At 71.6% G+C, this 24244-nt stretch carries 20 protein-coding genes and 4 tRNA genes; 4 read left to right on the forward strand and 20 right to left on the reverse strand.

Annotated elements, in window-relative coordinates:
- Positions 1-31: 31 nt before the first annotated feature.
- The 10 genes from GOBS_RS22110 to GOBS_RS22150 all read right to left on the reverse strand — a co-directional run bounded on the left by GOBS_RS22110 (position 32) and on the right by GOBS_RS22150 (position 12661).
- A complete protein-coding gene (locus GOBS_RS22110) occupies positions 32-3937 on the reverse strand; it encodes a DNA-directed RNA polymerase subunit beta' (RefSeq protein ID WP_012950493.1) in 3906 nt (1301 codons plus the stop codon).
- A 99-nt stretch (positions 3938-4036) separates the two neighbouring features.
- On the reverse strand, positions 4037-7546 hold the full coding sequence (rpoB, locus tag GOBS_RS22115; RefSeq protein WP_012950494.1) for a DNA-directed RNA polymerase subunit beta: 3510 nt from the start codon (positions 7544-7546) through the stop codon (positions 4037-4039).
- Between the two features lie 657 nt (positions 7547-8203).
- Complete coding sequence (gene rplL / locus GOBS_RS22120; protein WP_012950495.1) at positions 8204-8599, reverse strand: 50S ribosomal protein L7/L12; 396 nt, start codon at positions 8597-8599, stop codon at positions 8204-8206.
- A 16-nt stretch (positions 8600-8615) separates the two neighbouring features.
- A complete protein-coding gene (gene rplJ, locus GOBS_RS22125; protein WP_012950496.1) occupies positions 8616-9218 on the reverse strand; it encodes a 50S ribosomal protein L10 in 603 nt (200 codons plus the stop codon).
- Between the two features lie 54 nt (positions 9219-9272).
- The gene (locus GOBS_RS29410; protein ID WP_279432625.1) at positions 9273-9401 is read right to left on the reverse strand and encodes a hypothetical protein; all 129 of its coding nucleotides are present in this window, start codon (positions 9399-9401) and stop codon (positions 9273-9275) included.
- A gap of 209 nt (positions 9402-9610) precedes the next feature.
- A complete protein-coding gene (rplA, locus tag GOBS_RS22130) occupies positions 9611-10330 on the reverse strand; it encodes a 50S ribosomal protein L1 (RefSeq protein WP_012950498.1) in 720 nt (239 codons plus the stop codon).
- A gap of 149 nt (positions 10331-10479) precedes the next feature.
- Complete coding sequence (rplK, locus tag GOBS_RS22135; RefSeq protein WP_012950499.1) at positions 10480-10908, reverse strand: 50S ribosomal protein L11; 429 nt, start codon at positions 10906-10908, stop codon at positions 10480-10482.
- Positions 10909-10994: 86 nt separating this feature from the next.
- Entirely contained in the window at positions 10995-11888 is an 894-nt protein-coding gene (gene nusG, locus GOBS_RS22140; RefSeq protein WP_243697572.1) for a transcription termination/antitermination protein NusG, read from the reverse strand.
- A 39-nt stretch (positions 11889-11927) separates the two neighbouring features.
- The gene (secE, locus tag GOBS_RS22145; protein WP_041242625.1) at positions 11928-12479 is read right to left on the reverse strand and encodes a preprotein translocase subunit SecE; all 552 of its coding nucleotides are present in this window, start codon (positions 12477-12479) and stop codon (positions 11928-11930) included.
- Positions 12480-12588: 109 nt separating this feature from the next.
- Positions 12589-12661, reverse strand: a tRNA-Trp gene (locus tag GOBS_RS22150).
- A 270-nt stretch (positions 12662-12931) separates the two neighbouring features.
- On the opposite strand from GOBS_RS22150, the gene GOBS_RS22155 reads away from it, so the two are divergent.
- Positions 12932-14179, forward strand: coding sequence for a pyridoxal phosphate-dependent aminotransferase (locus GOBS_RS22155; protein WP_012950502.1), 1248 nt, complete (start codon positions 12932-12934; stop codon positions 14177-14179).
- Positions 14180-14276: 97 nt separating this feature from the next.
- On the opposite strand, the gene GOBS_RS22160 is transcribed toward GOBS_RS22155, so the two are convergent.
- From GOBS_RS22160 to GOBS_RS22190, 7 genes are all read right to left on the reverse strand, one after another.
- Entirely contained in the window at positions 14277-15242 is a 966-nt protein-coding gene (locus GOBS_RS22160) for a gluzincin family metallopeptidase (protein WP_243697573.1), read from the reverse strand.
- A gap of 448 nt (positions 15243-15690) precedes the next feature.
- Positions 15691-16119, reverse strand: coding sequence for a MaoC/PaaZ C-terminal domain-containing protein (locus GOBS_RS22165; protein WP_012950504.1), 429 nt, complete (start codon positions 16117-16119; stop codon positions 15691-15693).
- Positions 16116-16562 carry an FAS1-like dehydratase domain-containing protein gene (locus GOBS_RS22170; RefSeq protein WP_012950505.1) on the reverse strand — a complete coding sequence of 149 codons (447 nt, stop codon included), beginning with the start codon at positions 16560-16562 and terminating at the stop codon, positions 16116-16118. Before GOBS_RS22170 ends, GOBS_RS22165 begins: the two co-directional genes overlap by 4 nt.
- Positions 16563-16627: 65 nt before the next feature.
- Positions 16628-16792, reverse strand: a complete 165-nt coding sequence (gene rpmG, locus GOBS_RS22175; RefSeq protein ID WP_012950506.1) for a 50S ribosomal protein L33 — start codon at positions 16790-16792, stop codon at positions 16628-16630.
- Between the two features lie 112 nt (positions 16793-16904).
- A tRNA-Met gene (locus tag GOBS_RS22180) sits at positions 16905-16978 on the reverse strand.
- A gap of 57 nt (positions 16979-17035) precedes the next feature.
- Positions 17036-17108, reverse strand: a tRNA-Thr gene (locus tag GOBS_RS22185).
- Between the two features lie 68 nt (positions 17109-17176).
- On the reverse strand, positions 17177-19717 hold the full coding sequence (locus GOBS_RS22190; protein ID WP_012950507.1) for a putative bifunctional diguanylate cyclase/phosphodiesterase: 2541 nt from the start codon (positions 19715-19717) through the stop codon (positions 17177-17179).
- An 825-nt stretch (positions 19718-20542) separates the two neighbouring features.
- Between GOBS_RS22190 and GOBS_RS22195 the strand changes: the two genes are divergently transcribed.
- A complete protein-coding gene (locus GOBS_RS22195) occupies positions 20543-20974 on the forward strand; it encodes a pilus assembly protein TadG-related protein (RefSeq protein ID WP_012950508.1) in 432 nt (143 codons plus the stop codon).
- A 54-nt stretch (positions 20975-21028) separates the two neighbouring features.
- Here the strand turns inward: GOBS_RS22195 and GOBS_RS22200 are convergent.
- Positions 21029-21110 (reverse strand) — tRNA-Tyr (locus tag GOBS_RS22200).
- Positions 21111-21214: 104 nt separating this feature from the next.
- Here GOBS_RS22200 and GOBS_RS22205 point away from each other — a divergent pair.
- Positions 21215-21706: a YajQ family cyclic di-GMP-binding protein gene (locus GOBS_RS22205; protein WP_012950509.1), complete on the forward strand. Its 492-nt coding sequence runs from the start codon at positions 21215-21217 to the stop codon at positions 21704-21706.
- Positions 21707-21736: 30 nt separating this feature from the next.
- On the opposite strand, the gene GOBS_RS29415 is transcribed toward GOBS_RS22205, so the two are convergent.
- Complete coding sequence (locus GOBS_RS29415; RefSeq protein ID WP_012950510.1) at positions 21737-21871, reverse strand: hypothetical protein; 135 nt, start codon at positions 21869-21871, stop codon at positions 21737-21739.
- A gap of 609 nt (positions 21872-22480) precedes the next feature.
- Here GOBS_RS29415 and GOBS_RS22215 point away from each other — a divergent pair.
- Positions 22481-22921, forward strand: a complete 441-nt coding sequence (locus tag GOBS_RS22215) for a heavy metal-responsive transcriptional regulator (RefSeq protein WP_012950511.1) — start codon at positions 22481-22483, stop codon at positions 22919-22921.
- Between the two features lie 398 nt (positions 22922-23319).
- Here GOBS_RS22215 and htpX read toward each other — a convergent pair whose 3' ends face one another.
- Positions 23320-24192, reverse strand: a complete 873-nt coding sequence (gene htpX, locus GOBS_RS22220) for a zinc metalloprotease HtpX (RefSeq protein ID WP_041241625.1) — start codon at positions 24190-24192, stop codon at positions 23320-23322.
- Between the last annotated feature and the right edge of the window lie 52 nt (positions 24193-24244).

Below are 24244 nucleotides of genomic sequence, written 5' to 3' on the forward strand. Positions count from 1 at the left end.
CGGGGCCCTCTGCATCACTGCCTACCGGGGATCAGCCCCGCCAGTCGTACTCCTCCAGGCGCACGGCCTCGCCGCTGCCCTGACCGAAGACGTCCGGGCTGTAGTACTGCCCGTCGTCGTACCCGGCCATCGTGTAGACGGCGGCGCGGGCCTCCTCGGTCGGCTCGACCGTGATGTTCCGGTAGCGGCTGATGCCGGTACCGGCCGGGATCAGCTTCCCGATGATCACGTTCTCCTTGAGGCCGAGCAGGCTGTCGCTCTTGCCCTGGATGGCGGCGTCGGTGAGCACCTTGGTCGTCTCCTGGAAGGAGGCGGCCGACAGCCACGACTCGGTCGCGAGCGAGGCCTTGGTGATGCCCATGAGCACCGGGCGCGCCGAGGCCGGCTCGTTGCCCTCGGCGACGACCCGACGGTTCTCGGTCTCGAACAGCGTCCGCTCGACCAGCGCACCGGGGAGGAACTCCGTGGCGCCCGAGTCGATGATGGTCACCCGCTTCAGCATCTGGCGGATGATCACCTCGATGTGCTTGTCGTGGATCGACACGCCCTGGCTGCGGTAGACCTCCTGGACCTCGCGCACCAGGTGCAGCTGCACCTCGCGCGGGCCCATGATCCGCAGCACCTCGTGCGGGTCCACCGCACCCTCGGTGAGCTGCTCGCCGACCTCGACGTGGGCGCCGTCCTCGACCCGCAGCCGCGACCGGCGCGACAGCTTGTCGTAGACGACCTCGTCGGAGCCGTCGTCCGGGGTGATCGTGAGCTTGCGGAACTGCTCGCCGTCCTCGATGCGGACAGTGCCGGCCAGCTCGGCGATCGGGGCCTTGCCCTTGGGGACGCGGGCCTCGAAGAGCTCCACCACACGCGGCAGACCGTGGGTGATGTCCTCACCCGCGACACCACCGGTGTGGAAGGTGCGCATCGTCAACTGGGTGCCGGGCTCACCGATCGACTGGGCGGCGATGATGCCGACCGCCTCGCCGACGTCCACCAGCTTGCCGGTCGCGAGCGACCGGCCGTAGCAGGTGGCGCAGGTGCCGAGCAGCGACTCGCAGGTCAGGACGCAGCGGACCTTGACCTCCGAGACACCGGCGTCCACCAGCGCCTGGATGAGCACGTCACCCAGGTCGGAGTTCGCCTGCGCGATCAGCGTGCCGTCCTCGGCCACCACGTCGGTGGCCAGGGCACGGGCGTAGACGCTGGTCTCCGCGTGCGGGTCACGGGTGAGCACGCCGTCGACCGAGGTCGCGATCGGCATGATCACGCCGCGCTCGGTGCCGCAGTCCTCCTCGCGGATGATGACGTCCTGGGAGACGTCGACCAGCCGGCGGGTGAGGTACCCGGAGTCCGCGGTGCGGAGCGCCGTGTCCGCCAGGCCCTTGCGGGCACCGTGCGTGGAGATGAAGTACTCCAGCACGGACAGACCCTCCCGGAAGTTGGCCTTGATCGGCCGCGGGATGATCTCGCCCTTCGGGTTGGCCACCAGGCCGCGCATACCGGCGATCTGGCTGATCTGCATCATGTTGCCTCGGGCGCCCGAGTTGACCATGACCCAGACCGGGTTGGTGGTCGGGAAGTTGTCCACCATCGCCTGGCTGACCTCGGCCCGCGCGCGGGTCCAGATCTCGATCAGCTCGCCACGACGCTCGGCGTCGGTGATGACGCCGCGCTCGTACTGGCGCTCGATCTGCCGGGCCTCGGCCTCGTGCCGATCGAGGATCTCCTGCTTGGCCGGCGGGGTCACGACGTCGTCGATGGCGATCGTGACGCCCGAGCGGGTGGCCCAGCGGAAGCCGGCGGACTTGAGGGCGTCCAGCGTCGCCGCGACCTGCACCTTGGGGTAGCGCTCGGCGAGGTCGTTGACGATCGCCCCGAGCTCCTTCTTCGGCACCTGGTAGTTGACGAAGCGGTAGTCCTCGGGCAGGGCCTCGTTGAACAGCACCCGGCCGAGGCTGGTCCGGACCAGCGCCGGCTGACCGGGAGCCCAGTCCTCCGGCTGCTCCCACGGCTCGTTGACCTTGCCGTTGTCGACGCCGAACACCTCGTCGAGGCGGATGAGCGCCCGCTCCTGCAGACCCAGCGCGCCCTTGTCGAACGCCATGATCGCCTCGGCGGTCGAGCCGTAGGCCGCCGGCTGACCGCCGTCGGCCTCGTGCCGGCTGGGCACCAGGGTGGTCAGGTGGTACAGGCCCAGCACCATGTCCTGGGTCGGCGCGGTGATCGGACGACCGTCGGCCGGGCTCAGGATGTTGTTGCTGGACAGCATCAGGATCCGGGCCTCGGCCTGCGCCTCGGCCGACAGCGGCAGGTGCACCGCCATCTGGTCACCGTCGAAGTCCGCGTTGAACGCGGTGCAGACGAGCGGGTGGATCTGGATGGCCTTGCCCTCGACCAGCTGCGGCTCGAAGGCCTGGATGCCCAGACGGTGCAGCGTCGGCGCCCGGTTCAGCAGCACCGGGTGCTCGGTGATGACCTCCTCGAGCACGTCCCACACGACCGGCCGCGCGCGCTCCACCATCCGCTTGGCGGACTTGATGTTCTGCGCGTGGTTGAGGTCGACCAGCCGCTTCATGACGAAGGGCTTGAACAGCTCCAGGGCCATCTGCTTGGGCAGGCCGCACTGGTGCAGCTTCAGCTGCGGGCCGACGACGATGACCGAACGGCCGGAGTAGTCGACGCGCTTGCCGAGCAGGTTCTGGCGGAACCGGCCCTGCTTGCCCTTGAGCAGGTCGCTCAGGGACTTGAGGGGACGGTTGCCCGGGCCGGTGACCGGCCGGCCGCGGCGGCCGTTGTCGAACAGCGCGTCCACGGACTCCTGGAGCATCCGCTTCTCGTTGTTCACGATGATCTCGGGGGCCCCGAGGTCCAGCAGACGCTTCAGCCGGTTGTTCCGGTTGATCACGCGGCGGTACAGGTCGTTCATGTCGCTGGTCGCGAAGCGGCCACCGTCGAGCTGCACCATCGGGCGCAGGTCCGGCGGGATGACCGGCACGCAGTCGAGCACCATGCCCATGGGCGAGTTGCGCGTCTGCAGGAACGCCGCGACGACCTTCAGCCGCTTGAGGGCCCGCAGCTTGCGCTGGCCCTTGCCGCTGCGGATGGTCTCGCGCAGCGAGGCGGCCTCGGCGTCGAGGTCGAAGTCGGCGAGCAGCTTCTGCAGCGCCGCGGCACCCATGCCGCCCTCGAAGTACTCACCGAAGCGGTCGCGCAGCTCGCGGTAGAGGCCCTCGTCGGCGATGAGCTGCTTGACCTCGAGCTTGCGGAAGGTGTCGAGCACCTCCTCGAGGCGGTCGATCTCCCGCTGAGCGCGGTCGCGCAGCTGGCGCATCTCGCGCTCGCCGCCCTCGCGCACCTTGCGGCGGACGTCGGACTTGGCGCCCTCGGCCTCGAGCTCGGCGAGGTCGGCCTCCAGCTTCTGCTGGCGGGCCTCCACGTCGGCGTCGCGGCGGCTCTCGAGGTTGTGCTTCTCCGCGCTGATCTCGGCCTCGATGGTCGGGAGGTCGCGGTGACGCGTCTCGTCGTCGACCGAGGTGATCAGGTAGGCCGCGAAGTAGATGATCTTCTCGAGGTCCTTGGGCGCCAGGTCGAGCAGGTAGCCCAGGCGCGAGGGGACGCCCTTGAAGAACCAGATGTGGGTGACCGGCGCAGCCAGCTCGATGTGGCCCATCCGCTCACGCCGCACCTTGGCGCGGGTCACCTCGACGCCGCAGCGCTCACAGATGATGCCCTTGAAGCGGACGCGCTTGTACTTGCCGCAGTAGCACTCCCAGTCCCGCGTGGGACCGAAGATCTTCTCGCAGAAGAGACCGTCCTTCTCCGGACGCAGCGTCCGGTAGTTGATGGTCTCGGGCTTCTTCACCTCACCGTGCGACCACTGACGGATGTCGTCGCCGCTGGCAAGACCGATGCGGAGCTCGTCGAAGAAGTTGACGTCGAGCACTGAGTGGACCCCTTTCCCGGGGCTCGGTTACTGCACTTCTCGCTGATGGTCGTTGGGGGCGCCGGCCGGCCCCGCTGCTGGGGGCCGGCCGGCGGCCGATCACACGTCCTCGACGGACGACGGCTCGCGGCGGGACAGGTCGATGCCCAGCTCCTCCGCGGCCCGGAAGACCTCGTCGTCGGTGTCGCGCAGCTCGATCGCCTGGCCGTCGCCGGAGAGGACCTCCACGTTCAGGCAGAGCGACTGCAGCTCCTTGAGCAACACCTTGAACGACTCCGGGATGCCCGGCTCGGGGATGTTCTCGCCCTTGACGATCGCCTCGTACACCTTGACGCGGCCGAGGATGTCGTCGGACTTGATGGTGAGCAGCTCCTGCAGCGCGTAGGCCGCGCCGTAGGCCTGCATCGCCCAGCACTCCATCTCACCGAAGCGCTGGCCACCGAACTGTGCCTTACCACCCAGCGGCTGCTGAGTGATCATCGAGTACGGGCCGGTCGACCGGGCGTGGATCTTGTCGTCGACCAGGTGCAGCAGCTTCAGGATGTAGACGTAGCCGACCGAGATCGCCTCGGGGAAGGGCTCCCCGGAGCGGCCGTCGAACAGCCGCGCCTTGCCGGTGGGCTGCACCATCCGGTTGCCGTCGCGGTTCGGGATCGTCGAGCCGAGCAGGCCGACGATCTCCTCCTCGCGGGCGCCGTCGAACACCGGCGTCGCCGTCCGGGTGCCCGGGCCGGCGGCACGCGCGGGGTCGGGGAGGTTGACCGCCCACTCCGGGGTGCCCTCGACCTGCCAGCCGGACTTGGCGACCCACCCGAGGTGGGTCTCCAGGACCTGGCCGACGTTCATCCGGCCGGGGACGCCCAGCGGGTTCAGCACGATGTCCACCGGGGTGCCGTCCTCGAGGAACGGCATGTCCTCCTGCGGCAGGATCTTCGCGATGACGCCCTTGTTGCCGTGGCGCCCGGCGAGCTTGTCGCCGTCGGAGATCTTGCGCATCTGGGCGACGTAGACCCGGATCAGCTCGTTGACGCCGGCGGGCAGCTCGTCGCCGTCCTCGCGGGAGAACACGCGGACGCCGATCACCTTGCCGGACTCACCGTGCTTGACCTTGAGGCTGGTGTCGCGGACCTCACGGGCCTTCTCACCGAAGATCGCCCGCAGCAGCCGCTCCTCGGGGGTCAGCTCGGTCTCGCCCTTGGGCGTGACCTTGCCGACGAGGATGTCGCCGGGCACGACCTCGGCGCCGATGCGGATGATGCCGCGCTCGTCGAGGTCGGCGAGGACCTCCTCGGAGACGTTCGGGATGTCCCGGGTGATCTCCTCGGCACCGAGCTTGGTGTCACGCGCGTCGACCTCGAACTCCTCGATGTGGATCGAGGACAGGACGTCGTCCTGCACGAGGCGCTGCGACAGGATGATCGCGTCCTCGTAGTTGTGGCCCTCCCACGGCATGAAGGCGACGAGCAGGTTCTTGCCCAGCGCCATCTCGCCCTCGTCGGTGCACGGCCCGTCGGCGATGACCTGGCCGACCTCGACCCGCTGCCCCTCGTCGACGACGGGAGTCTGGTTGATCGAGGTGCCCTGGTTCGAGCGGCGGAACTTCAGCAGCCGGTAGGTCTGCCGGGTGCCGTCGTCGGCCATGACGGTGACGTAGTCGGCGGTGGAGTCCTCGACCACACCGGCCTTCTCCGCCACGACGACGTCGCCTGCGTCGACGGCGGCACGCAGCTCCATACCGGTGCCGACCAGCGGCGCCTCGCTGCGCAGCAGGGGGACGGCCTGACGCTGCATGTTCGCGCCCATGAGCGCGCGGTTGGCGTCGTCGTGCTCGAGGAACGGGATCATCGCCGTCGCGACCGAGGTCATCTGCCGCGGCGAGACGTCCATGTAGTCGACGTTCTCCGGGACGAGGTAGTCGACCTCACCGCCCTTGGTGCGGACCAGGACGCGGTCCTCGGCGAACCGGCCCTGGGCGTCCAGCGGCGAGTTGGCCTGGGCGACGACGAAGCGGTCCTCCTCGTCGGCGGTCAGGTAGTCGATCGTGTCGGTGACGACACCGTTCTGGACCCGGCGGTACGGGGTCTCGATGAAGCCGAAGGCGTTGACCCGCCCGTAGGCCGACAGCGAGCCGATCAGACCGATGTTCGGGCCCTCCGGCGTCTCGATCGGGCACATCCGGCCGTAGTGGCTCGGGTGCACGTCGCGGACCTCCATGCCGGCCCGCTCACGGGACAGACCACCCGGGCCCAGCGCCGACAGGCGGCGCTTGTGGGTCAGGCCCGCGAGCGGGTTGGTCTGGTCCATGAACTGGGACAGCTGGCTGGTGCCGAAGAACTCCTTGATGGAGGCGACGACCGGCCGGATGTTGATCAGGGTCTGCGGCGTGATCGCCTCGACGTCCTGGGTCGTCATCCGCTCGCGGACGACGCGCTCCATGCGGGAGAGTCCGACGCGGATCTGGTTCTGGATCAGCTCGCCGACGGTGCGCAGCCGACGGTTGCCGAAGTGGTCGATGTCGTCGACACCGTGGTCGGGCTCGCCCGCGTGCAGGCGCACCACGTACTCGATGGTGGCGACGATGTCGTCCTCGGTCAGCGTCAGGGTGGCCTGCGGCACGTCGACGCCGAGCTTCTTGTTGACCTTGTAGCGGCCGACCTTGGCCAGGTCGTAGCGCTTCCCGTTGAAGAACAGGTTCTCCAGCAGCGCCTGGGCGCTCTCCCGCGTCGGCGGCTCGCCCGGCCGCAGCTTGCGGTAGATGTCCAGCAGCGCCTCGTCCTGACCGGCGATGTGGTCCTTCTCGAGGGTGGCCAGCACCGTGGGCGACCACTGGAAGTGCTCGCGGATCCGGTCCTCGGTCCAGCCCAGCGCCTTGAGCAGCACGGTGACCGGCTGCCGGCGCTTGCGGTCGATGCGGACGCCGACGGTGTCGCGCTTGTCGACGTCGAACTCCAGCCACGCACCACGGCTGGGGATGACCTTGGCGCTGAAGACGTCCTTGTCGGAGGTCTTGTCCAGGGTCTTGTCGAAGTAGACGCCCGGGCTGCGGACCAGCTGCGAGACGACGACGCGCTCGGTCCCGTTGATGACGAACGTGCCCTTGTTCGTCATGATCGGGAAGTCGCCCATGAACACCGTCTGGCTCTTGATCTCACCGGTGGTGTTGTTCATGAACTCGGCGGTGACGAACAGCGGCGCCGCGTAGGTCATGTCCTTGTCCTTGCACTCCTCGAGGGACGCCTTGACGTCCTCGAAGCGCGGGTTGGAGAAGGACAGCGACATCGAGCCACTGAAGTCCTCGATCGGGGAAATCTCCTCGAGGATCTCGGCCAGCCCGCCCACGGCGTCGGCCTGCTCCTCCGGCGAGAGGGTGGCCCGCCACGTGGGGCTGCCGATGAGCCAGTCGAACGACGCGGTCTGCAGCGCCAGGAGGTCTGGCACCTCGAGCGGCTCGGAGATCTTGGCGAACGAGACGCGCAGCGGCGCGCCGGGGATCTTCTGCTGGTCGGCCTCACCGGTGCGGGGGCCGGCCTGGGGTGCCTGTGACTGCTGGCCGTAGGGCCCGGAGTCGGTGGTGCGGGGGTTGATGCTGGTGGGGCGAGAGCCTGCCAAGATGCGTCCTTCCAAGGACCTCACGACGTGCGGGCGGTGGGTGCTGGTTCGTCCTGGGTCGTCGTCGGTAATGGCGGGGCTGTCCGCGTTCGTCCTGCCCGGACGGTCGGCGGGCGTCCGGAGAGAGGTCCCCCCGGGCACCCCAGGCGACCCGTCTCGGCGGGCAAGCAGTCAGGGGGCAGCGCAACAGAGAACCTTACCCCTGCTACAGCGGGCTGTCCACGTCGGGGGTCCGCACGCGAGGGGGACCACACCCGGGAAGGGCAGCCGGCCGGCGGGGCCGGGTCGGGCCGTCGAGGACGGCCCGCCCATGATGCCAGTCCGGAGGCGGTCGTGGGGCCACCACGCCGTGCGCGTCGGGTCTTCGAGACGGGCCGCAGCGGACCGATCAGCTGGTCGTGAGCAGCCTGGGTCCGCTGGACTCCCAGGTCCCGGCGACGTCCGGGCAGCACGACCGCACCGCGTGCGTGCCGGACCGCGGGGACCGTGTGCTCCCGGGTCCACCCGGACGGGGGACGCGCGGACGACGCAGGGGCCGTCCTCCGGGTGGAGGACGGCCCCTGCGGGTCGTGCGAGGTGGTGCACCGCCCGGCGAGCGCCGGGTGGCGGGTCACCTGACGGTGACGTACCCGGCGGTCGAGACCGCCGGGTAGGGGGTCACTTGACGGTGACGGTGGCGCCGGCGCCCTCGAGAGCGGCCTTGGCCTTCTCGGCGGCGTCCTTGTCGACCTTCTCCAGGACCGGCTTCGGCGCGCCGTCGACCAGGTCCTTGGCCTCCTTGAGGCCGAGCGAGGTCAGGCCGCGCACCTCCTTGATGACCTGGATCTTCTTGTCACCGGCAGCCTCGAGGATGACGTCGAACTCGTCCTGCTCCTCGGCGGCGGGGGCGCCACCGTCGCCGGCACCACCGGCGGCCGGAGCGGCCGCGACGGCGACCGGCGCAGCAGCGGTGACCTCGAAGGTCTCCTCGAACTGCTTCACGAAGTCGGACAGCTCGAGCAGCGTCATCTCCTTGAACGCGTCGAGCAGCTCCGTGGTGGACAGCTTGGCCATGATGTCTCCTTCTGGGTCAGTCGGTGCTGGCCGCGGCGTCCGCGGCGGCAGCGGTGTCGGTGGTGTCAGCAGCAGCGGTGTCGGCGGCGGCGGAGTCGGCACCCTCGGCGGGCTTCTTCTCCTGCAGCGCGGCGGCCAGGCGGGCGACCTGCGACAGCGGGGCCTGGAACAGACCCGCGGCCTTGCTGAGGTTGCCCATCATCGCGCCGGCCAGCTTGGCCAGCAGGACCTCGCGCGGCTCGACGTCGGCGAGGGCGGTGACCTCGGTGGCGCCGACCGTGCGGCCCTCGACCACGCCACCCTTGACGACGAGCAGCGGGTTGGCGCGCGCGAAGTCACGGATGGCCTTGGCCGCGTTGACCGGGTCGCCCTCGATGAAGGCGATCGCGGTCGGGCCGTTGAGCAGCGGCGCCAGGTCGGCGTGGCCGACCTGCTCCGCGGCCCGCTTCGTCAGGGTGTTCTTGACGACGGCGTAGCTGCTGCCCTCACCGAGGGAACGGCGCAGCTGGGTCAGCTGGGCCACGGTCAGCCCGCGGTACTCGGTGAGCACCGCCGCGCTGGACGACTGGAACCGCTCGGTGATCTCGTCGATCACCGCGGCCTTCGCCTGCGTGGGCATGGGCCTCCTCTCGTCGATCGGGCGGACCGCCGGCCGGTGCACGACGGCGGGCGATCAACAGGCCCCGGAGACGAGGAACGCCCCGGCGCAGGCGCACGGGGCGAGGACGCGGGCGCGCAGCGCCACGTCGATCGAACCGTCCTCCTGCGCGGGCCGCCCGGAGTCCGGGACCTTCGATCGCACGCGGACGTGCGACGACCAGCGGTCGTGGGGGGAACGCCGACGAGCATACGCCATGGGCCGAGGTCGCCGGCTGTCGCCGTCCTCACCCGGACGCGGGCCAGGTGCACGCCCGGGGTGCGGGAACGACGGGGCCCCCGTGACGTGCGGGTGCGGCCTCGTCCCGGGTCCCACCCTGAGCCTGCGAAGGGTGGGGAGGACGAGGTCCTCGTTCAGGCGGTGGGCTCGTCCACCGTCAGGTTGCGGGTGCGGTTCGGGTCGACCGGGATGCCCGGGCCCATGGTGGTGGAGATGGTGACCTTCTTCAGGTACCGGCCCTTGGCCGCGGCCGGCTTGGCCCGCAGCACCTCGTCCAGCGCCGCGGCGTAGTTCTCGACGAGCTTGGTCTCGTCGAAGGAGGCCTTGCCGATCACCAGGTGCAGGTTCGCCTGCTTGTCGACGCGGAAGTTGATCTTTCCGCCCTTGATGTCGTTGACCGCCTTGGTGACGTCGGGGGTCACCGTGCCGGTCTTCGGGTTCGGCATCAGGCCGCGCGGGCCGAGGATGCGGGCGATCCGGCCGACCTTCGCCATCTGGTCGGGGGTGGCGATCGCGGCGTCGAAGTCCAGGAAGCCGCCCTGGATGCGCTCGATCAGGTCCTCCGAACCCACGACGTCGGCGCCGGCGGCCTCGGCCTCGGCGGCCTTGTCACCGGTCGCGAATACGATGACGCGGGCGGTCTTGCCGGTGCCGTGCGGCAGGTTGACCGTGCCGCGGACCATCTGGTCGGCCTTGCGCGGGTCGACGCCCAGGCGCATGGCCACCTCGACGGTGGCGTCGTACGCCGTCGGCGAGGTCTCCTTCGCCAGACCGGCCGCCTGCAGCGGGGTGTAGAGGTTGTCGCGGTCGACCTTCGCGGCGACCTCGCGGTACTTCTTGCCGTGCTTCGCCATGGTGGTGTCCTCTCCCCCGGCGCCTCGGCCGGGAGTCGTGTGGTGCGCGGGCCTGGCGTGGCCCTCCCACAGGTGCGGTGATGGAACGGCCTCGGTGCAGGGCCCCGGCCCGAGCGGAGCGAGGGCTGGGGGGCAGCGGGGTCCTTCTATTACTGGACGGTGATGCCCATCGACCGGGCGGTGCCGGCGATGATCTTCTCCGCCTCGTCGAGGGAGTTGGCGTTCAGGTCTGCCATCTTGGTCTGGGCGATCTCGCGGACCTGGTCACGGGTCACGGTGGCGACCTTGGTCTTGTGCGGCTCGCCGGAGCCCTTCTCCACACCGGCCGCCTTGAGCAGCATGCGCGCCGCCGGCGGGGTCTTGGTGACGAAGGTGAACGAGCGGTCCTCGTAGACCGAGATCTCGACCGGGATCACGTTGCCGCGCTGCGACTCCGTGGCGGCGTTGTACGCCTTGCAGAACTCCATGATGTTGACGCCGTGCTGGCCCAGCGCCGGACCGACGGGCGGGGCGGGCGTGGCCGCACCGGCGTTGATCTGGAGCTTGATGACCGCGGTCAACCGCTTCCTGGGGGGCATGACTTCCTTCTCGGTGACGGGGTGGAACGGCCTCGGTGCAGGGTCCCGGGCCGAGCGGAGCGAGGGCCGGGGGCGCCGAGGCCCTCCTAGATCTTCTGGACCTGGTTGAACGACAGCTCGACCGGCGTCTCCCGGCCGAAGATGGACACGAGCACCTGCAGCTTCTGCTGCTCGGCGTTGATCTCGTTGATCGTGGCCGGGAGCGTCGCGAACGGACCGTCCATGACGGTGACCGACTCGCCGACCTCGAAGTCGACGACGGTGGTCGGTGCGGCGGCGGTGGTGGTGCTCGTGGTCTCCGTCGTCCGGGCGGCCTGCGGGGTGGCCGCGGGGGCGAGCAGGCTGACGACCTCGTCGATGCTCAGCGGCGAGGGACGGGAGGTCGCCCCGACGAACCCCGTGACGCCGGGGGTGTTGCGCACCGCGCCCCAGGACTCGTCGTTGAGGTCCATGCGGACGAGCAGGTAGCCGGGCAGCTTCTTCCGGTTGACCTGCGTGCGCTTGCCGTTCTTGATCTCGGTGACCTCCTCGGTGGGCACCTCGATCTGGAAGATGTAGTCCTCCATGTCCAACGACTGGATGCGCGACTCGAGGTTGGTCTTCACCTTGTTCTCGTAGCCGGCGTACGAGTGGATGACGTACCAGTCGCCGAACTGACTGCGCAGGACCTTGCGCATCGCCTCGGCCGGGTCGGCCTCCTCGTCGTCCTCGGTCTGGTCACCCAGGTCGGAGGACTCCGCCGGAGCGGCCAGCGGGTCGGTCACCAGGCTGGCGGGGTCGCCGCCCTCCACGCCGGGCGCGACGTCGGCCACACCGGTGAGGGTGTCCTGGTCGGCGGTGTCGACGGAGCCCTCGGCAGCACCGGTCTCGCCGGCGCCGGTCTCGACGTCCGCCGTGCCGCGCACGTCGAAGCGCGCGTCGTCGAGGTCGATGGCCTCGACGGCGCTGTCGGTGTCGAAGGGCTCACGGGGGTCGGTCACGGTGTCTCTTCCTTGTCGGTGGTGCAGGCGCGGGTGGGCTCAACCGAAGACGGCGAGCACGCCCTGGGCGAAGAGGAGGTCCAGGCCGGCCACCAGGGCGACGATGAAGGCCACGAAGACGATGACGACGGTCGTGTAGGTGATCAGCTCGCGGCGCCCGGGCCAGATGACCTTGCGCAGCTCGGCGACGACCTCGCGCAGGAAGCGCCGGAGGTTGCGCCGCTGCCGTGCCTCGGCGGCGCGGTCGCGCTCCGCGGCGGCGCGGGACCGGGTGGCACCACCCTCGGCGACCCGCCCGGCGGGCCGGGACGGCGTGCGCTCGCGGGCGGCCCGACGGGTGCGGGGGGCCGACTCGTCGTCGTCCTCGTCGTCCCCCGCGGTGATCCGGCTCCCCCGGCGGGCACCGGTGGGCCGCGCGGCCACGACCTTGTCCTCGTCGGTCTCCGCCTCGGCGGCGACCTCGGCCTCGGCCGCCTGCAGCTCGGCGGCGTCGGCCACGCCCGGGGCCTCGCGGTCGAGCTGCTCGTCGGTCGGCTCGGCGTCGGAGGCGGCGCGGGGGTCGCCCTCGCGTGCCGGCTTCTCGTCGCTCACTGCGCCTCGCTCGCCTCGCTGGTGGTGGCCGTTGTCCTCGGGCCGACGGTCGGTGGTGGTGCTGTCGTACGGGTCGTGCACGTCGCCGTGCAGTCGCCGGCGGCACGAGCAGGGGTGACAGGACTTGAACCTGCAGCCTGCGGTTTTGGAGACCGCTGCTCTGCCAATTGAGCTACACCCCTTGGAGGACCCCGTCCCCCACCCTTCGCGAGCTCAGGGTGGGACCCGGACAGAGCCGCCGGGACCGCGTGCCCGCTCCGGACGGCACCGTTCCCGCGAGGGTTCCGGGGCACGCCGGTGGCGGGGTCAGTGGCCCCAGGGCAGCCAGTGTACGGGACCGCCGAGGACGCCAGCCAACCTGCCGGGTGACGGCCGCTGACGTGCCGGGTGGGCGGGGCTCCCGGCCGGGTACGGAGGCGACCCCGGGCGTCGCCCTCCGACATGATGGGGGCATGACCGCCGCCTCCCCCACGGAGTCCGCTGCACCGTCCTCCGGGCCGTCGCCCGCCGACCGGCGCATCTCCCGCCGCGTGGCCGCCATCGCCGAGTCGGCGACCCTGGCGGTCGACGCCAAGGCCAAGGCGCTCAAGGCAGCGGGCAAGCCGGTCATCGGCTTCGGCGCCGGCGAGCCGGACTTCCCGACGCCGGACTACATCGTCGAGGCCGCCGTCGCCGCCTGCTCCCAGCCGGCGATGCACCGCTACACCCCTGCGGGCGGGCTGCCGGCACTCAAGGAGGCGATCGTCGCCAAGACCGCCCGCGACTCGGGACTGCAGGTCACCCCGGCCAACGTGCTGGTGACCAACGGCGGCAAGCAGGCCGTGTACGAGGCCTTCGCGACGATGCTCGACCCGGGCGACGAGGTGCTGCTGCCCGCGCCGTACTGGACCACCTACCCCGAGGCGATCGCCCTCGCCGGCGGCGTCCCGATGCCGGTCGTGGCCGACGAGGAGAGCGGCTACCTGGTGTCGGTCGCCCAGCTCGAGGCCGCCCGGACGCCGCGCACCAAGGTGCTGCTGTTCTGCTCGCCGTCCAACCCGACCGGCGCGGTCTACCCGCCCGAGCTCGTCGAGGAGATCGGCCGCTGGGCGTACGAGAACGGCCTGTGGGTGCTCACCGACGAGATCTACGAGCACCTCACCTACGACGGGGCGACCGCGCCCTCGATGCCGGTCGTCGTCCCCGAGCTCGCCGACCGCTGCGTCGTCGTCAACGGGGTGGCCAAGACCTACGCGATGACCGGCTGGCGGGTGGGCTGGGTCGTCGGGCCGGCCGACGTCGTCAAGGCCGCGACCAACCTGCAGTCGCACGCCACCTCCAACGTGGCCAACGTGTCGCAGGCCGCCGCCGTCGCCGCGCTCACCGGTGACCTGTCGGCCGCGGCCACGATGCGCGAGGCCTTCGACCGGCGCCGGCGCACGATCGTGTCGATGCTCCGCGAGATCCCCGGCGTGGCCTGCCCCGAGCCGCGCGGCGCCTTCTACGTGTACCCGTCGGTCAAGGCGCTGCTGGGCCGGCCGGTCGGCGGTCGGACGGCCCAGGACAGCGTGCAGCTGGCCGAGATCATCCTCGAGGAGGCCGAGGTCGCCGTCGTCCCGGGTGAGGCCTTCGGCACGCCGGGCTACCTGCGGATGTCCTACGCGCTCGGCGACGACGACCTCGTCGAGGGCGTGACCCGGATGCAGCGCCTGCTCGCATAGCGCCTGCTCGCATGGGGACCGTCCTCGTCCCTCGCAGGCTCGCGGCCAGCCTCTGGACGGGGCCGACCCGCGACGAGGCCGACTCAGCGGGGCCCTCCTACTCGTCGAGGGCGCCCGCCTCGCTGAGGACGTCGAGCGCGGCGGGCAGGTCGGCCAGGGCCGCGGCGACGTCGTCCGGGGTGGCGATCGTCCACGCGTTGGCGTCGGCGTAGCAGCGCAGGGCGGCGTTGAAGGCCACCGCGCCCGCGGCCTCGCGGGCGGCCAGGAGTGCCGCGCCGCCCTTGCCGTACACGAGGCGGAAGTAGTCCGAGGCGCTGTCGAACCCGTCCATCGCCGTGCCGACCCCGCCGGGGGTGCGCAGGGCGCGGGCAGCGGCGTCCCCGGACACCGGGGAGGCGACCGACTCGGCGGAGGAGGCGAAGGCCTCGTCCAGCCAGGGGTCGCGGAACTGCGAGTCGCCGACCATCCCGTAGAACCGCATGTGCGCGACCTCGTGGAACAGGACGAGCCGGTCGGCGCCGGCAAGCAGGATCGAGCTGGGGTACTCGATGCCGCCGCCCTCGACCGGCAGCAGCGGGACGGTGAGCGTCGCGTACGGAAAGGGGCCGAAGCGCTCCTCCAGCTGGTCGATCGCAGCCAGCGTCCACGCGGTGAGCTCGCGCGCGGGGACGTCCGCGCCGGGCAGCACGCCGGTCGTCACCTCGATCCCGTCGGTGGTCGTGGCGCTCGCGGTGGTGAACTCCCCCACCGCGACGCTGACGTCCCGGGCGACCGGCTCGACCGACGTCCAGGTGCGCCGGCCGTCCTGCGGCGAGGAGGGCTCGGCCTGGTCGCCGGTCATGAGGACGACGAGGGCCTCGGGAGCCGAGACCCGGATCGTCGTGTCGGCGACGGGGCTCGTCGCGGTCTCGCCGGGGAGGTCGACGAACGGATCCCGCGCCCAGCCGACGCCCGGCTCCCGGGCCAGCAGCGGCGCGCCGCTGGCCCACCAGGAGACTCCGTCGGCCGCGCCCACCCGCTCGAAGTCGCCCTCGCCGAGGGTGAGCGGGAAGTCCAGGGCCACCTCGGTCGCCTCACCGGCCGCCGGCTCGCCGGCCAGCCGGACGACGAACAGGCCGCCCGGGTCCGCGGCTCCGGCGTCCTCGTAGCCGCTGCCGGCGACGTTCTCCCCACGGACACCGTCGACGACCAGCCGGTTGCCCCCCGCCGCGGGCCCGGGTCCGTTGGGGACCAGCCGGAAGACCAGTTCGTCGGTGGGCAGGTCGGGGGTGAAGACGACGGTCTCGGTGCCGGTGACCGTGTGCAGGTCGTCGTCCAGCCGGAGGTCCAGCTCGACGACCGGCCGGTCGGGGTCGGGCTCGGCGCGCTGCCCGCAGGTCCGCTCGGCGGGCGTCGCAGCGGACTGCTCGGCCGCGGCCGACCGCTCGGCGGCGAGGGTGTCGACGAAGGAGGCGCCGCAGCCGGTGAGCAGCAGCAGGGCGGCACCGAGCGCGAGCAGGGCCGCCGCGCGCTCACGCCAGCTGGACGGTGGCGCGGGCCAGCGAGAGCACCTTCTCGCCGCCGCTGGTGACGGTGAGGTCGACCCGGGCGCGGCCGTCCTCGCCCAGGGCGCCGACCTTCCCGCGGACGGTCACCTGAGCACCGGTGCCGTCGTCGGGGACGACGACCGGCCGGCCGAAGCGCACGTGGTACTCGACCAGCGCGCCCGGGTCCCCGGCCCAGGCGGTGACCGCGCGCGCGGCCAGCGCCATGGTGAGCATCCCGTGCGCGATCACGCCGGGCAGGCCGACCTCGGTGGCCACGCGGTCGTTCCAGTGGATGGGGTTGAAGTCCCCGGAGGCGCCGGCGTAGCGGACGAGGTCGGCCCGGGTGACCGGGTAGGTCTGCTCGGGCAGCTCGGTGCCGACGGCCACGTCGGCGGCCCGGACCGTCGCGGTCACGCCGTCCCCCGGGCGACGAGCATCGAGGTGGCCGAGCAGACCGTTTCGCCGTCCTCGGTGGCGACGTCCACCCGGGTGGTGAGCAGGTCGTTGCCCCCGATGCTGCGCACGGCCTCGATGGTGGGCGTGGCGACGAGCCGGTCGCCGGCCCGGATGGGTCGGTGGTGGGTGAAGCGCTGCTCGCCGTGGACGACGCGGCTGTAGTCCAGCGCGACGTCGGGGTCCTCGACGACGACGCCCGCGGCCGACAGCGTCAGGGCGATGGCGAAGGTGGGCGGGGCGATGACGTCGGGGTGTCCGGCCGCGCGGGCGGCGTCGGTGTCCCGGTGCACCGGATCGGCCGCACCGATGGCGTCGGCGAACTCGGCGATCTTCTGCCGGCCGACCTCGTAGACGGCGGAGGGCGGGTAGCCGCGCCCGACCAGTGCTGGATCGAGTGCCATGCTCCCGCCCTCCCTCTCGCAGGGACCGCTGGGTCAGCGGATCCCCGCGGTGGCTCGAGACCGCGTCAGCGCGTCTCGCGGTGGATCGTGTGCTTGCGGTCCTTCGGGCAGAACTTCTTCAGCTCGAGCCGGTCGGGGTCGTTGCGCCGGTTCTTGCGGGTGATGTAGTTCCGGCTCTTGCACTCCTGGCAGGCCAGGGTGATCTTCGGACGGATGTCGGTGGCTGCCACGGGGCGCTCCTCGCCTTGTCGGTGCCCGGGCCGGGCCCGGGGACGTGCGGGCGGGTGCCCGCACGGTGCTGCAACACGCCGACGGACCCCGGGTAGCGGGGTCCGTCGTGAGTAGCGGTGACCGGATTTGAACCGGTGACACAGCGATTATGAGCCGCTTGCTCTGCCTGGCTGAGCTACACCGCCGGACGTGGCCGTGCGGCCCGGTCTCGGCGACCGGGCCGAGCGGCCACTGTGTTCCAGAGCCCCTTTACGGAATCGAACCGTAGACCTTCTCCTTACCATGGAGACGCTCTGCCGACTGAGCTAAAGGGGCGGGCTTCGAGCCGTCAGGAATTCTACCCGACGGCTCCAGGGGCCGGTCGCAGGGGGTCCCCGGCGCGCTCAGGAGCGCACGAACAGCCGTCGGTGCGGCGTGCCGGCGACGGCCGAGCGGACGCCGGTACGGGCCAGGATCCAGCTCTCCAGCCGCTGGTCGGGCAGCGGCCGGCTGACCAGGAAGCCCTGCAGCTTGTCGCAGCCCATCTCGGCGAGCAGGTTGCGCGTCAGTTCGTCCTCGACGCCCTCGGCCACGACCCGCAGACCCAGGTTGTGGGCCAGTTCGATGATCGAGCGGGCGATGAACGACTCCCCCTGGCTGGTCGACATGCCCAGCACGAAGGACTTGTCGATCTTCACCTCGTCGATGGGCAGCTGGCGCAGCTGGGACAGCGAGGAGTAGCCGGTGCCGAAGTCGTCCATCGACAGCCGCATGCCCAGCGCGTGCAGGTCGGCCAGGACGGTGCTGCTGCGCACCGAGTCGTCGACGACGCTGCCCTCGGTCAGCTCCAGGGTCAGCAGCTCCCCGGGGACGCCGTGGCGGCGAAGCGCCCGGCGCACCCGGTCCACCAGGTCCGGCTCGGTCAGGCAGCGGGCGGAGAGGTTGACCGCCACCGACAGCGCGATGTCCTGGTCGAGCCACCGGCGGCAGCGGGCGAGCGCGAGGTCGAGCACGTGATCGGTCAGCGGACCGATGCGGCCGATCTGCTCGGCGAGGTGGATGAACTCGTCCGGCGCGATGGCCCCGTAGCGCGGGTGCGCCCAGCGCACCAACGTCTCGACCGAGACGATGTCGGAGGTGCGTGCGTCGATGATCGGCTGGAAGACGACACTGATGTCGCCGTCGGCCATGGCCTGCTCGAGCTCGGTGCCGAGCTGCAGGCGCCGCAGGCTCTGCTGGTCGAGCACCGGGTGGTAGCTGGCCACGCCGCTCTTGCCGGCCCCGGCCAGCAGGGCGACGTCGGCCCGCTGCATGAGCGTGCCGGAGTCCGCGCCGTGCACCGGAGCGGCGGCGACACCGATGGTCAGCGTCACCTCGAGGTCCAGGCCGGCGACCCGGACGCGCGTCGAGGTGGCCTCGCGCAGCCGGCGGGCCGCCCGCTCGGTCGCGGGCAGCGACAGCCCGGGCAGCAGGACGGCGAACTGCTCGCCCTCCATGCGGGCCACGAGGGCCTGCGGCGGGGCGTGCTCGCGCAGCAGGCCGGCGGTGACGAGCAGCAGCTCGTCGCTGGCCGCGTGGCCGAGGGTGTCGGTGACCTCGGCGTAGTTGTCCAGCGAGGCGAGGATGAGGCCCGCCCGCCCGGTGACCGGGTCGGCCACGAGCAGCTCGTCGATCTCCACCGCGAGGCGCTGCCGGTTGGGCAGGCCGGTGAGCCGGTCGTGGTCGGCGTCGTACCGGATCTGGGTCAGCAGCTGCTGCTGCCGGATCGCGGCGTTGACGTGGGTGAGCATGGAGTCCAGCGCCGACCGGTCGCCGTCCGCGAAGGAGACGATGTCGCTGCGCCGGTCGCAGATCTCCAGGTAACCGGGCTCTCCGGCCGCCGTGGCCACCGGCGCGGCGAGCAGGTCGTGGGCTCCGCGGCGCGTCAGCGCGGTGGCCTCGGCCTCGGTCGCGCGGGCGAGGGAGACCAGGAGCGGACCGTCCGACGACCCGTCGGTCACGCGCCGGCGGAAGAGGTCGTCGGGGTCACTGGGGCCGTCGTACCAGCTGCGGCCGTCGTCGGAGGCGACGACCAGGCGCGGCTCCTCGTCGAGGTAGGGCGGCAGCCAGAGGGCGACGCGCTCGGCGTTGAGGAGCTCCCGGATGCCCTCGGCGAGGCGCCGCGGGCCGTCCTCGTCGGGGCTGATCTGCTCGACCTGACGAGCGAACGCGTAGACCTTTTCGAGGTCCTGCCCCTCCCGCGAGACCGCGGCGAACCTGCGGTAGAGGAGGACGAGGCCGCCCACGAGCGGCATGACCAGGAGGAGCGTCCACGGCGTCACCTCGACCAGGAGGAGCGCGGACAGTCCGACGAGGACCGCCATGGGGGTGACCGCGACGGCGGCAAGCAGCATGCTCGTCCAGAGCGCCCTGCCGGGGTAACCCTGGGTGGCGATGATGGCCAGGCGGATGAGCGCGCCTCCCACGAGCGTGGCGAGCACGATCGCGACGAGGTAGGACACCCAGGTCAGCGGATCCGAGAGGACACCGACGGGCAGTACGCGCAGTACGGCCACGGCGACACACACCTCGACGACCGCGATGGCCGTGTTGGTGACGACCTTCGGCAACGACAGCCGCTGCACGATGCAGAAGCCGGCGATGGCCAGCGCGCGCGTCAGCGCGGTCCACACGGGACCGATCTCGATGAGCGCCACGACGAAGGCCAGTTCGGAGGCCGAGACGGACATCGTCTGACGGCGGAACTCGATGTGGAGGTTGTAGAACTCGGCGACCACGAACGTGGCGAGGACCAAGCAGACGGCCACCGGACTGGCCGGCTCCAGGCGCCAGGGCAGCACGAAGGAGCTGGCGACCAGCGCGATGGCGAGGCCCAGCCAGCCGATGGTGGCCGGCCCCAGCGCGGCGACGTGCCCGCGCTGTCCGAGGGCGTCCTGCTCGGCCACTGATACCTGTATTCGCCGGGGGGAGATGGGCGGGGCTGAGGCTAACAGCGGATCGCTGTGCAGCCTGGAGCTCCGCAGCACCTCTCGCTCGACCCAGTGAGCCGTCCGGGCGCACCCGTCACGCCGCACTGCGGTCGCCCACATCGCTTGCGATGCGGCGACGCAGCAGCGGAGGCGTGTTCGTCAGACTGCCTGGCGGGTCCACTTCCACCCACGGGTCCACTTCCACCCTCGACCGGTGCTGGACATGGCGGTGCTGGACATGGCGGTGCTGCTCATGACGCCTCCTCAGGCATGAAGGACTGCTTTGGGGGGAACTGGGCAGTCGTCCAGGCGCGGGGGCAGAGCGTTGGGTACGGACCGCGCCGGAGAGATTGCTGCCCGTCACTCTTTGGGGGCAAGCGCCCGATCCGCCAACAGGGTCACGAGAGGGTGTCAACCCGTCATGCCGTCACCGAAGGTGACGATAAGTAGGCAGAGGGTTACACATTGGGGTGACACGTGGGCCATGTGGTGCGTCGGGGCGGACGGGTGACCTCGTACCGGTCCGGGGCACGCCACGGAGGTGGGTGCCCGGCGCCTCGGGACCGTGCGCGGGGAAGCGCCGATCGGCCACGCCGTCACGCGCTCGTCGTCGTGTGACCTGACGTCTCCGGGGCCCTGACCCGCGCACGGCGCGACGCCCCGCGCCGCGAGGACCCGACGCGCCGGCCCCTCCACAGGCGTGGGTCCGGCCGACCAGGGGTCCCCCGATCGGGTCCACAGCCGTCCACAGCGCCGTCCACAGCTCGTGGACAGGCCGGACGGCGACCTACGCTGCGCCGCGTGCGACGGGACGGGGCGGGGGGCGAGCGCGGTTCGACGCTGCCCCTGGTCCTGGTGTGCTGGCTGGTGGCCGCGCTCATGGCCTTCGGCGCGATCGCGGCGTCCGACGCCTTCCTCGAGCAGCAGCAGGTGCAGTCGGTCTGCGACGGCGCCGCGCTGGCCGCGGCCAACGCCACCGACGAGGCGGCCCTCTACGCCACCGGCGTGGGGACGGCGCTGCCGCTGACCCGTGCGAGCACGCAGGCGGCCGTGGCCGACCAGCTCGCCGACGGGGGGACGGCGCTGCACTCCTGGTCCACCGAGACCGACGGCGTGGAGGTGACGGTGCGGTGCACCCGCTACGTCGAGATCGCGTTCGGCTGGCTCTTCCTCGGCGGACGGCCGCTGGAGCGCACCGCCGTCGCAGGCGCTCGCGCCCCCACCACCCCCTGAGACGCACCGCGGCCCCCGACCTGTGCTCAGGTCGGGGGCCGCGTGTACCGGGTGTGGCGGGTGAAGGATTCGAACCTTCGTAGGCTAAGCCGACGGATTTACAGTCCGCTCCCATTGGCCACTCGGGCAACCCGCCGTGGTGGTACCGGAAGAGCGTACAAGACACCGGAGACCGGCTTCGGACGTGGCCCCGGGCCCCGACCGTGGCGGTGGACGGCAGAGGGAAGGAGCAACCGACACATGGCCGACTCGTCGTTCGACGTGGTGAGCAAGGTCGACCGCCAGGAGGTCGACAACGCCCTCAACCAGGCCGCCAAGGAGCTCTCGCAGCGTTTCGACTTCCGGGGCACCAACGCCTCGATCGCCTGGGCGGGCGAGGAGGGCGTGACGCTGAGCGCCGACACCGAGGAGCGGGTGACCGCGGCCCTCGACGTCTTCCGGGAGAAGCTCGTGAAGCGGGGCATCTCGCTGAAGGCCCTCGACGCCGACGACCCGCAGTCCTCGGGTCGCAGCTACAAGATCTCGGCCCGCATCAAGCAGGGCATCGAGTCGGACAAGGCCAAGCAGATCGCCAAGATCATCCGGGACGAGGGACCCAAGGGCGTCCAGGCCCAGATCCAGGGCGACCAGCTCCGGGTGAGCGGCAAGAAGCGCGACGACCTGCAGGCGGTGCAGCAGCTGCTGCGCGGCAAGGACCTCGACGTCGCGCTGCAGTTCGACAACTACCGCTGATCTGCAGCACTTTCGCAGGTCAGCTCGTCGTCACAGCGTCTCGCTCCGCAGGGAGCCCGCACGTGCGCCCAGCGCGGCGGCCATCAGGTCGCCGGCTGCGGCGCGCGTGCGGTCCTCGGCCGTGCGCCCAGGTGCGAGCAGCGAGCAGACGCCGAGCGTGGTCATCGTCGACGGGTGCCTGAGCGCCCGCTGCACGGTCACCACGTCGCAGCCCGAGCTCGCTCGGCGGCGTCCTTCCCCCGCGACCGCTCGGGCCTCGGTCCGGCCGATCCGGTCTGTCCGGCCCGCAGCTCGTCGAGCCCGGCCTACGCCGCCGATCGCGTCCGGCAGAACTGGGCCGATGACCTGGGCGTAGATGCTCGCGTCATCCGCTGAGCCCGCTGGTCCCGCAGCGATACAGCGTCGTGCCCCACCCTCCGAGATCGGGCGGGCCGGGTGGGCGCCGGCGAGCATGGCCCACCCGCCGGGACCGGACGGGGTGGGCACCTCCAGCAGCCACCCACCCAGCAGCTACCGGGTAGCCAGCGTCAGCTCGTCCTGAGCCAGACCCTGGTCAGACACCACCTCGCCCCGCTCCGCGAGCAGAGCCGGGTCATCACCACCCCCGAGAGCCGCAGCCAACGTCGACGTGACGTGCTGCAAGGCCCTCGCCGACCCGGTCGAGCTGCCGGCGACCCCCGCCGCCCTCACCCCGAGAGCGCCGACGCCTACTGTTCGGGATGGTCGACTTGCTGGTTGACCTTGGACCACGGTCCAAGGTCTAGCGTCCGCCGCATGACCACCACGGCGACACGGGGACTGCGGGTCGCGGAGCTGGCGACTGCCGTGGGAGTGCGGCCGGACACCATCCGCTACTACGAGCGGGCCGGTCTGCTACCGGCGCCCGAACGCACCTCCGGGGGCTACCGCAGCTACGACGCCGACGCGCTCGACCGGCTGAGGTTCATCCAGGGCGCACAGCGCCTGGGCCTGCGACTGGCCGACATCCGCACGCTGCTGGCCGTCCGCGACACCGGCACCTGCCCCTGCGAGCCCGCGGAGGACCTGCTCCGCAGGCGCCTCGCCGAGATCGATGCCGAGATCGCCCGACTGACGACACTTCGGGCCGAGGTGGCGGCCATGGCCGACGCCCTGCCCACCGCCTCCTGCCCGCCGCCGAGCCCCGGCACCTGGTGCCCGCCCGCGGAGGGAGGTGAGTCCCCATGCTCGAGCTGACGTGCGACTGCGGTTCCGACTGCTGCGACGAGACCTGCGACTGCGAGTGCTGACCGCCGCGCCGGACTGACAGACGGCTACCCGGGCCCGGGACCGGGCAGCCGTCGGGACGCCGGTTGGACGCTTGGTCCGCACACAGTCCGCGGATCGGCCGATCTCGACCGTCGTCGGCCAGCTGCATCCGAGGTCTCCACTGGCGCGGTGCGCGGTCGTCCCTGCAGTGGTCGGCCGGAGCGCCGGCGGAGTCCAACCGGTGACCTCGGTGGTCGGTGCGAGGAGCGCAGGTGTAGCACGACCGATACCGGACGTGACCGGAAGTCGCAGCGGTGCTGTGGGCCACTGGCCCCCTCGCAGGGGGCCCGCCTCGAGGAACGAGGCGGGGGGGGGTGAGGGGATCCCTACTCGAGCTCCCGGGCCATCTGCTCGAGCCGGGCGATCCGCTCGGGCATCGGCGGGTGGGTGGCGAACATCGACGCCAGGCCCTGGCCGCGGAACGGGTTGGCGATCATCAGGTGGCTCTGCGTCACCAGCCGGTCCTCCTGGGGCAGCGGCCGGGCGGCCGCGCCCGAGGCGATCTTCCGCAGCGCCGACGCGAGCGCGAGCGGGTCCTTAGACAACGCGGCACCGGAGGCGTCGGCCTGGTACTCGCGGCTGCGGCTGACCGCCATCTGCACCAGGCCGGCGGCGAGCGGACCGAGGAACACCAGCAGCAGGCTGCCGAGGGCGTTGCCGCCGCCGCGGTCGTCCTCGGACCGGCCGCCGAACAGCGAGGCGAACATCGCCATGTGCGCCAGGTAGGTGATGACCGTGGCCATGGCGCCGGCGACGGAACTGATCAGGATGTCGCGGTTGTAGACGTGCGACAGCTCGTGCGCGAGCACGCCGCGCAGCTCGCGGCGGTCGAGCAGCTCGAGGATGCCCTGGGTGACGCAGACGGCCGCGTTGCGCGGGTTCCGGCCGGTCGCGAAGGCGTTGGGCTGGTCGGTGGGGCTGACGTAGAGCCGCGGCATCGGCTGCCGGGCCTCCGTGGCCAGGTCGCGCACCATCGCGTAGAGCGCCGGCGCCTGGGTCTCGGTCACCGGGAACGCCCGCATGGCCCGCAGGGCGAGCTTGTCCGAGTTGAAGTAGGCGTAGCCGTTGACCGCCAGGGCGATGAGCAGGGCGATGAACAACCCGCCCCGGCCGCCGACGGCCCCGCCGATCACGAGGATGAGGCCGCCCATGAGGCCCAGGAGCACCGCGGTCTTGAGTCCGTTGCTCCAGCGCTGCACGTCCCGACCAACGCGGTGCCCGGGGAGGCCGTTCCCCGGCTCCTCCCCCGGC

Origin of the sequence: Geodermatophilus obscurus DSM 43160 (assembly GCF_000025345.1) — a bacterium.
In the GTDB taxonomy this organism is placed as follows: domain Bacteria; phylum Actinomycetota; class Actinomycetes; order Mycobacteriales; family Geodermatophilaceae; genus Geodermatophilus; species Geodermatophilus obscurus.

Bases quoted from the DNA above. Each gene is read 5' to 3' on its own strand.
- rplL (WP_012950495.1), bottom strand. From the start codon at position 8,599: ATGGCCAAGCTGTCCACCACGGAGCTGCTCGACGCGTTCAAGGAGATG.
- rplJ (WP_012950496.1), bottom strand. From the start codon at position 9,218: ATGCCCACGCAGGCGAAGGCCGCGGTGATCGACGAGATCACCGAGCGG.
- rplA (WP_012950498.1), bottom strand. From the start codon at position 10,330: ATGGCGAAGCACGGCAAGAAGTACCGCGAGGTCGCCGCGAAGGTCGAC.
- rplK (WP_012950499.1), bottom strand. From the start codon at position 10,908: ATGCCCCCCAGGAAGCGGTTGACCGCGGTCATCAAGCTCCAGATCAAC.
- GOBS_RS22155 (WP_012950502.1), top strand. From the start codon at position 12,932: ATGACCGCCGCCTCCCCCACGGAGTCCGCTGCACCGTCCTCCGGGCCG.
- GOBS_RS22170 (WP_012950505.1), bottom strand. From the start codon at position 16,562: ATGGCACTCGATCCAGCACTGGTCGGGCGCGGCTACCCGCCCTCCGCC.
- GOBS_RS22205 (WP_012950509.1), top strand. From the start codon at position 21,215: ATGGCCGACTCGTCGTTCGACGTGGTGAGCAAGGTCGACCGCCAGGAG.
- GOBS_RS29415 (WP_012950510.1), bottom strand. From the start codon at position 21,871: ATGACCACGCTCGGCGTCTGCTCGCTGCTCGCACCTGGGCGCACGGCC.
- GOBS_RS22215 (WP_012950511.1), top strand. From the start codon at position 22,481: ATGACCACCACGGCGACACGGGGACTGCGGGTCGCGGAGCTGGCGACT.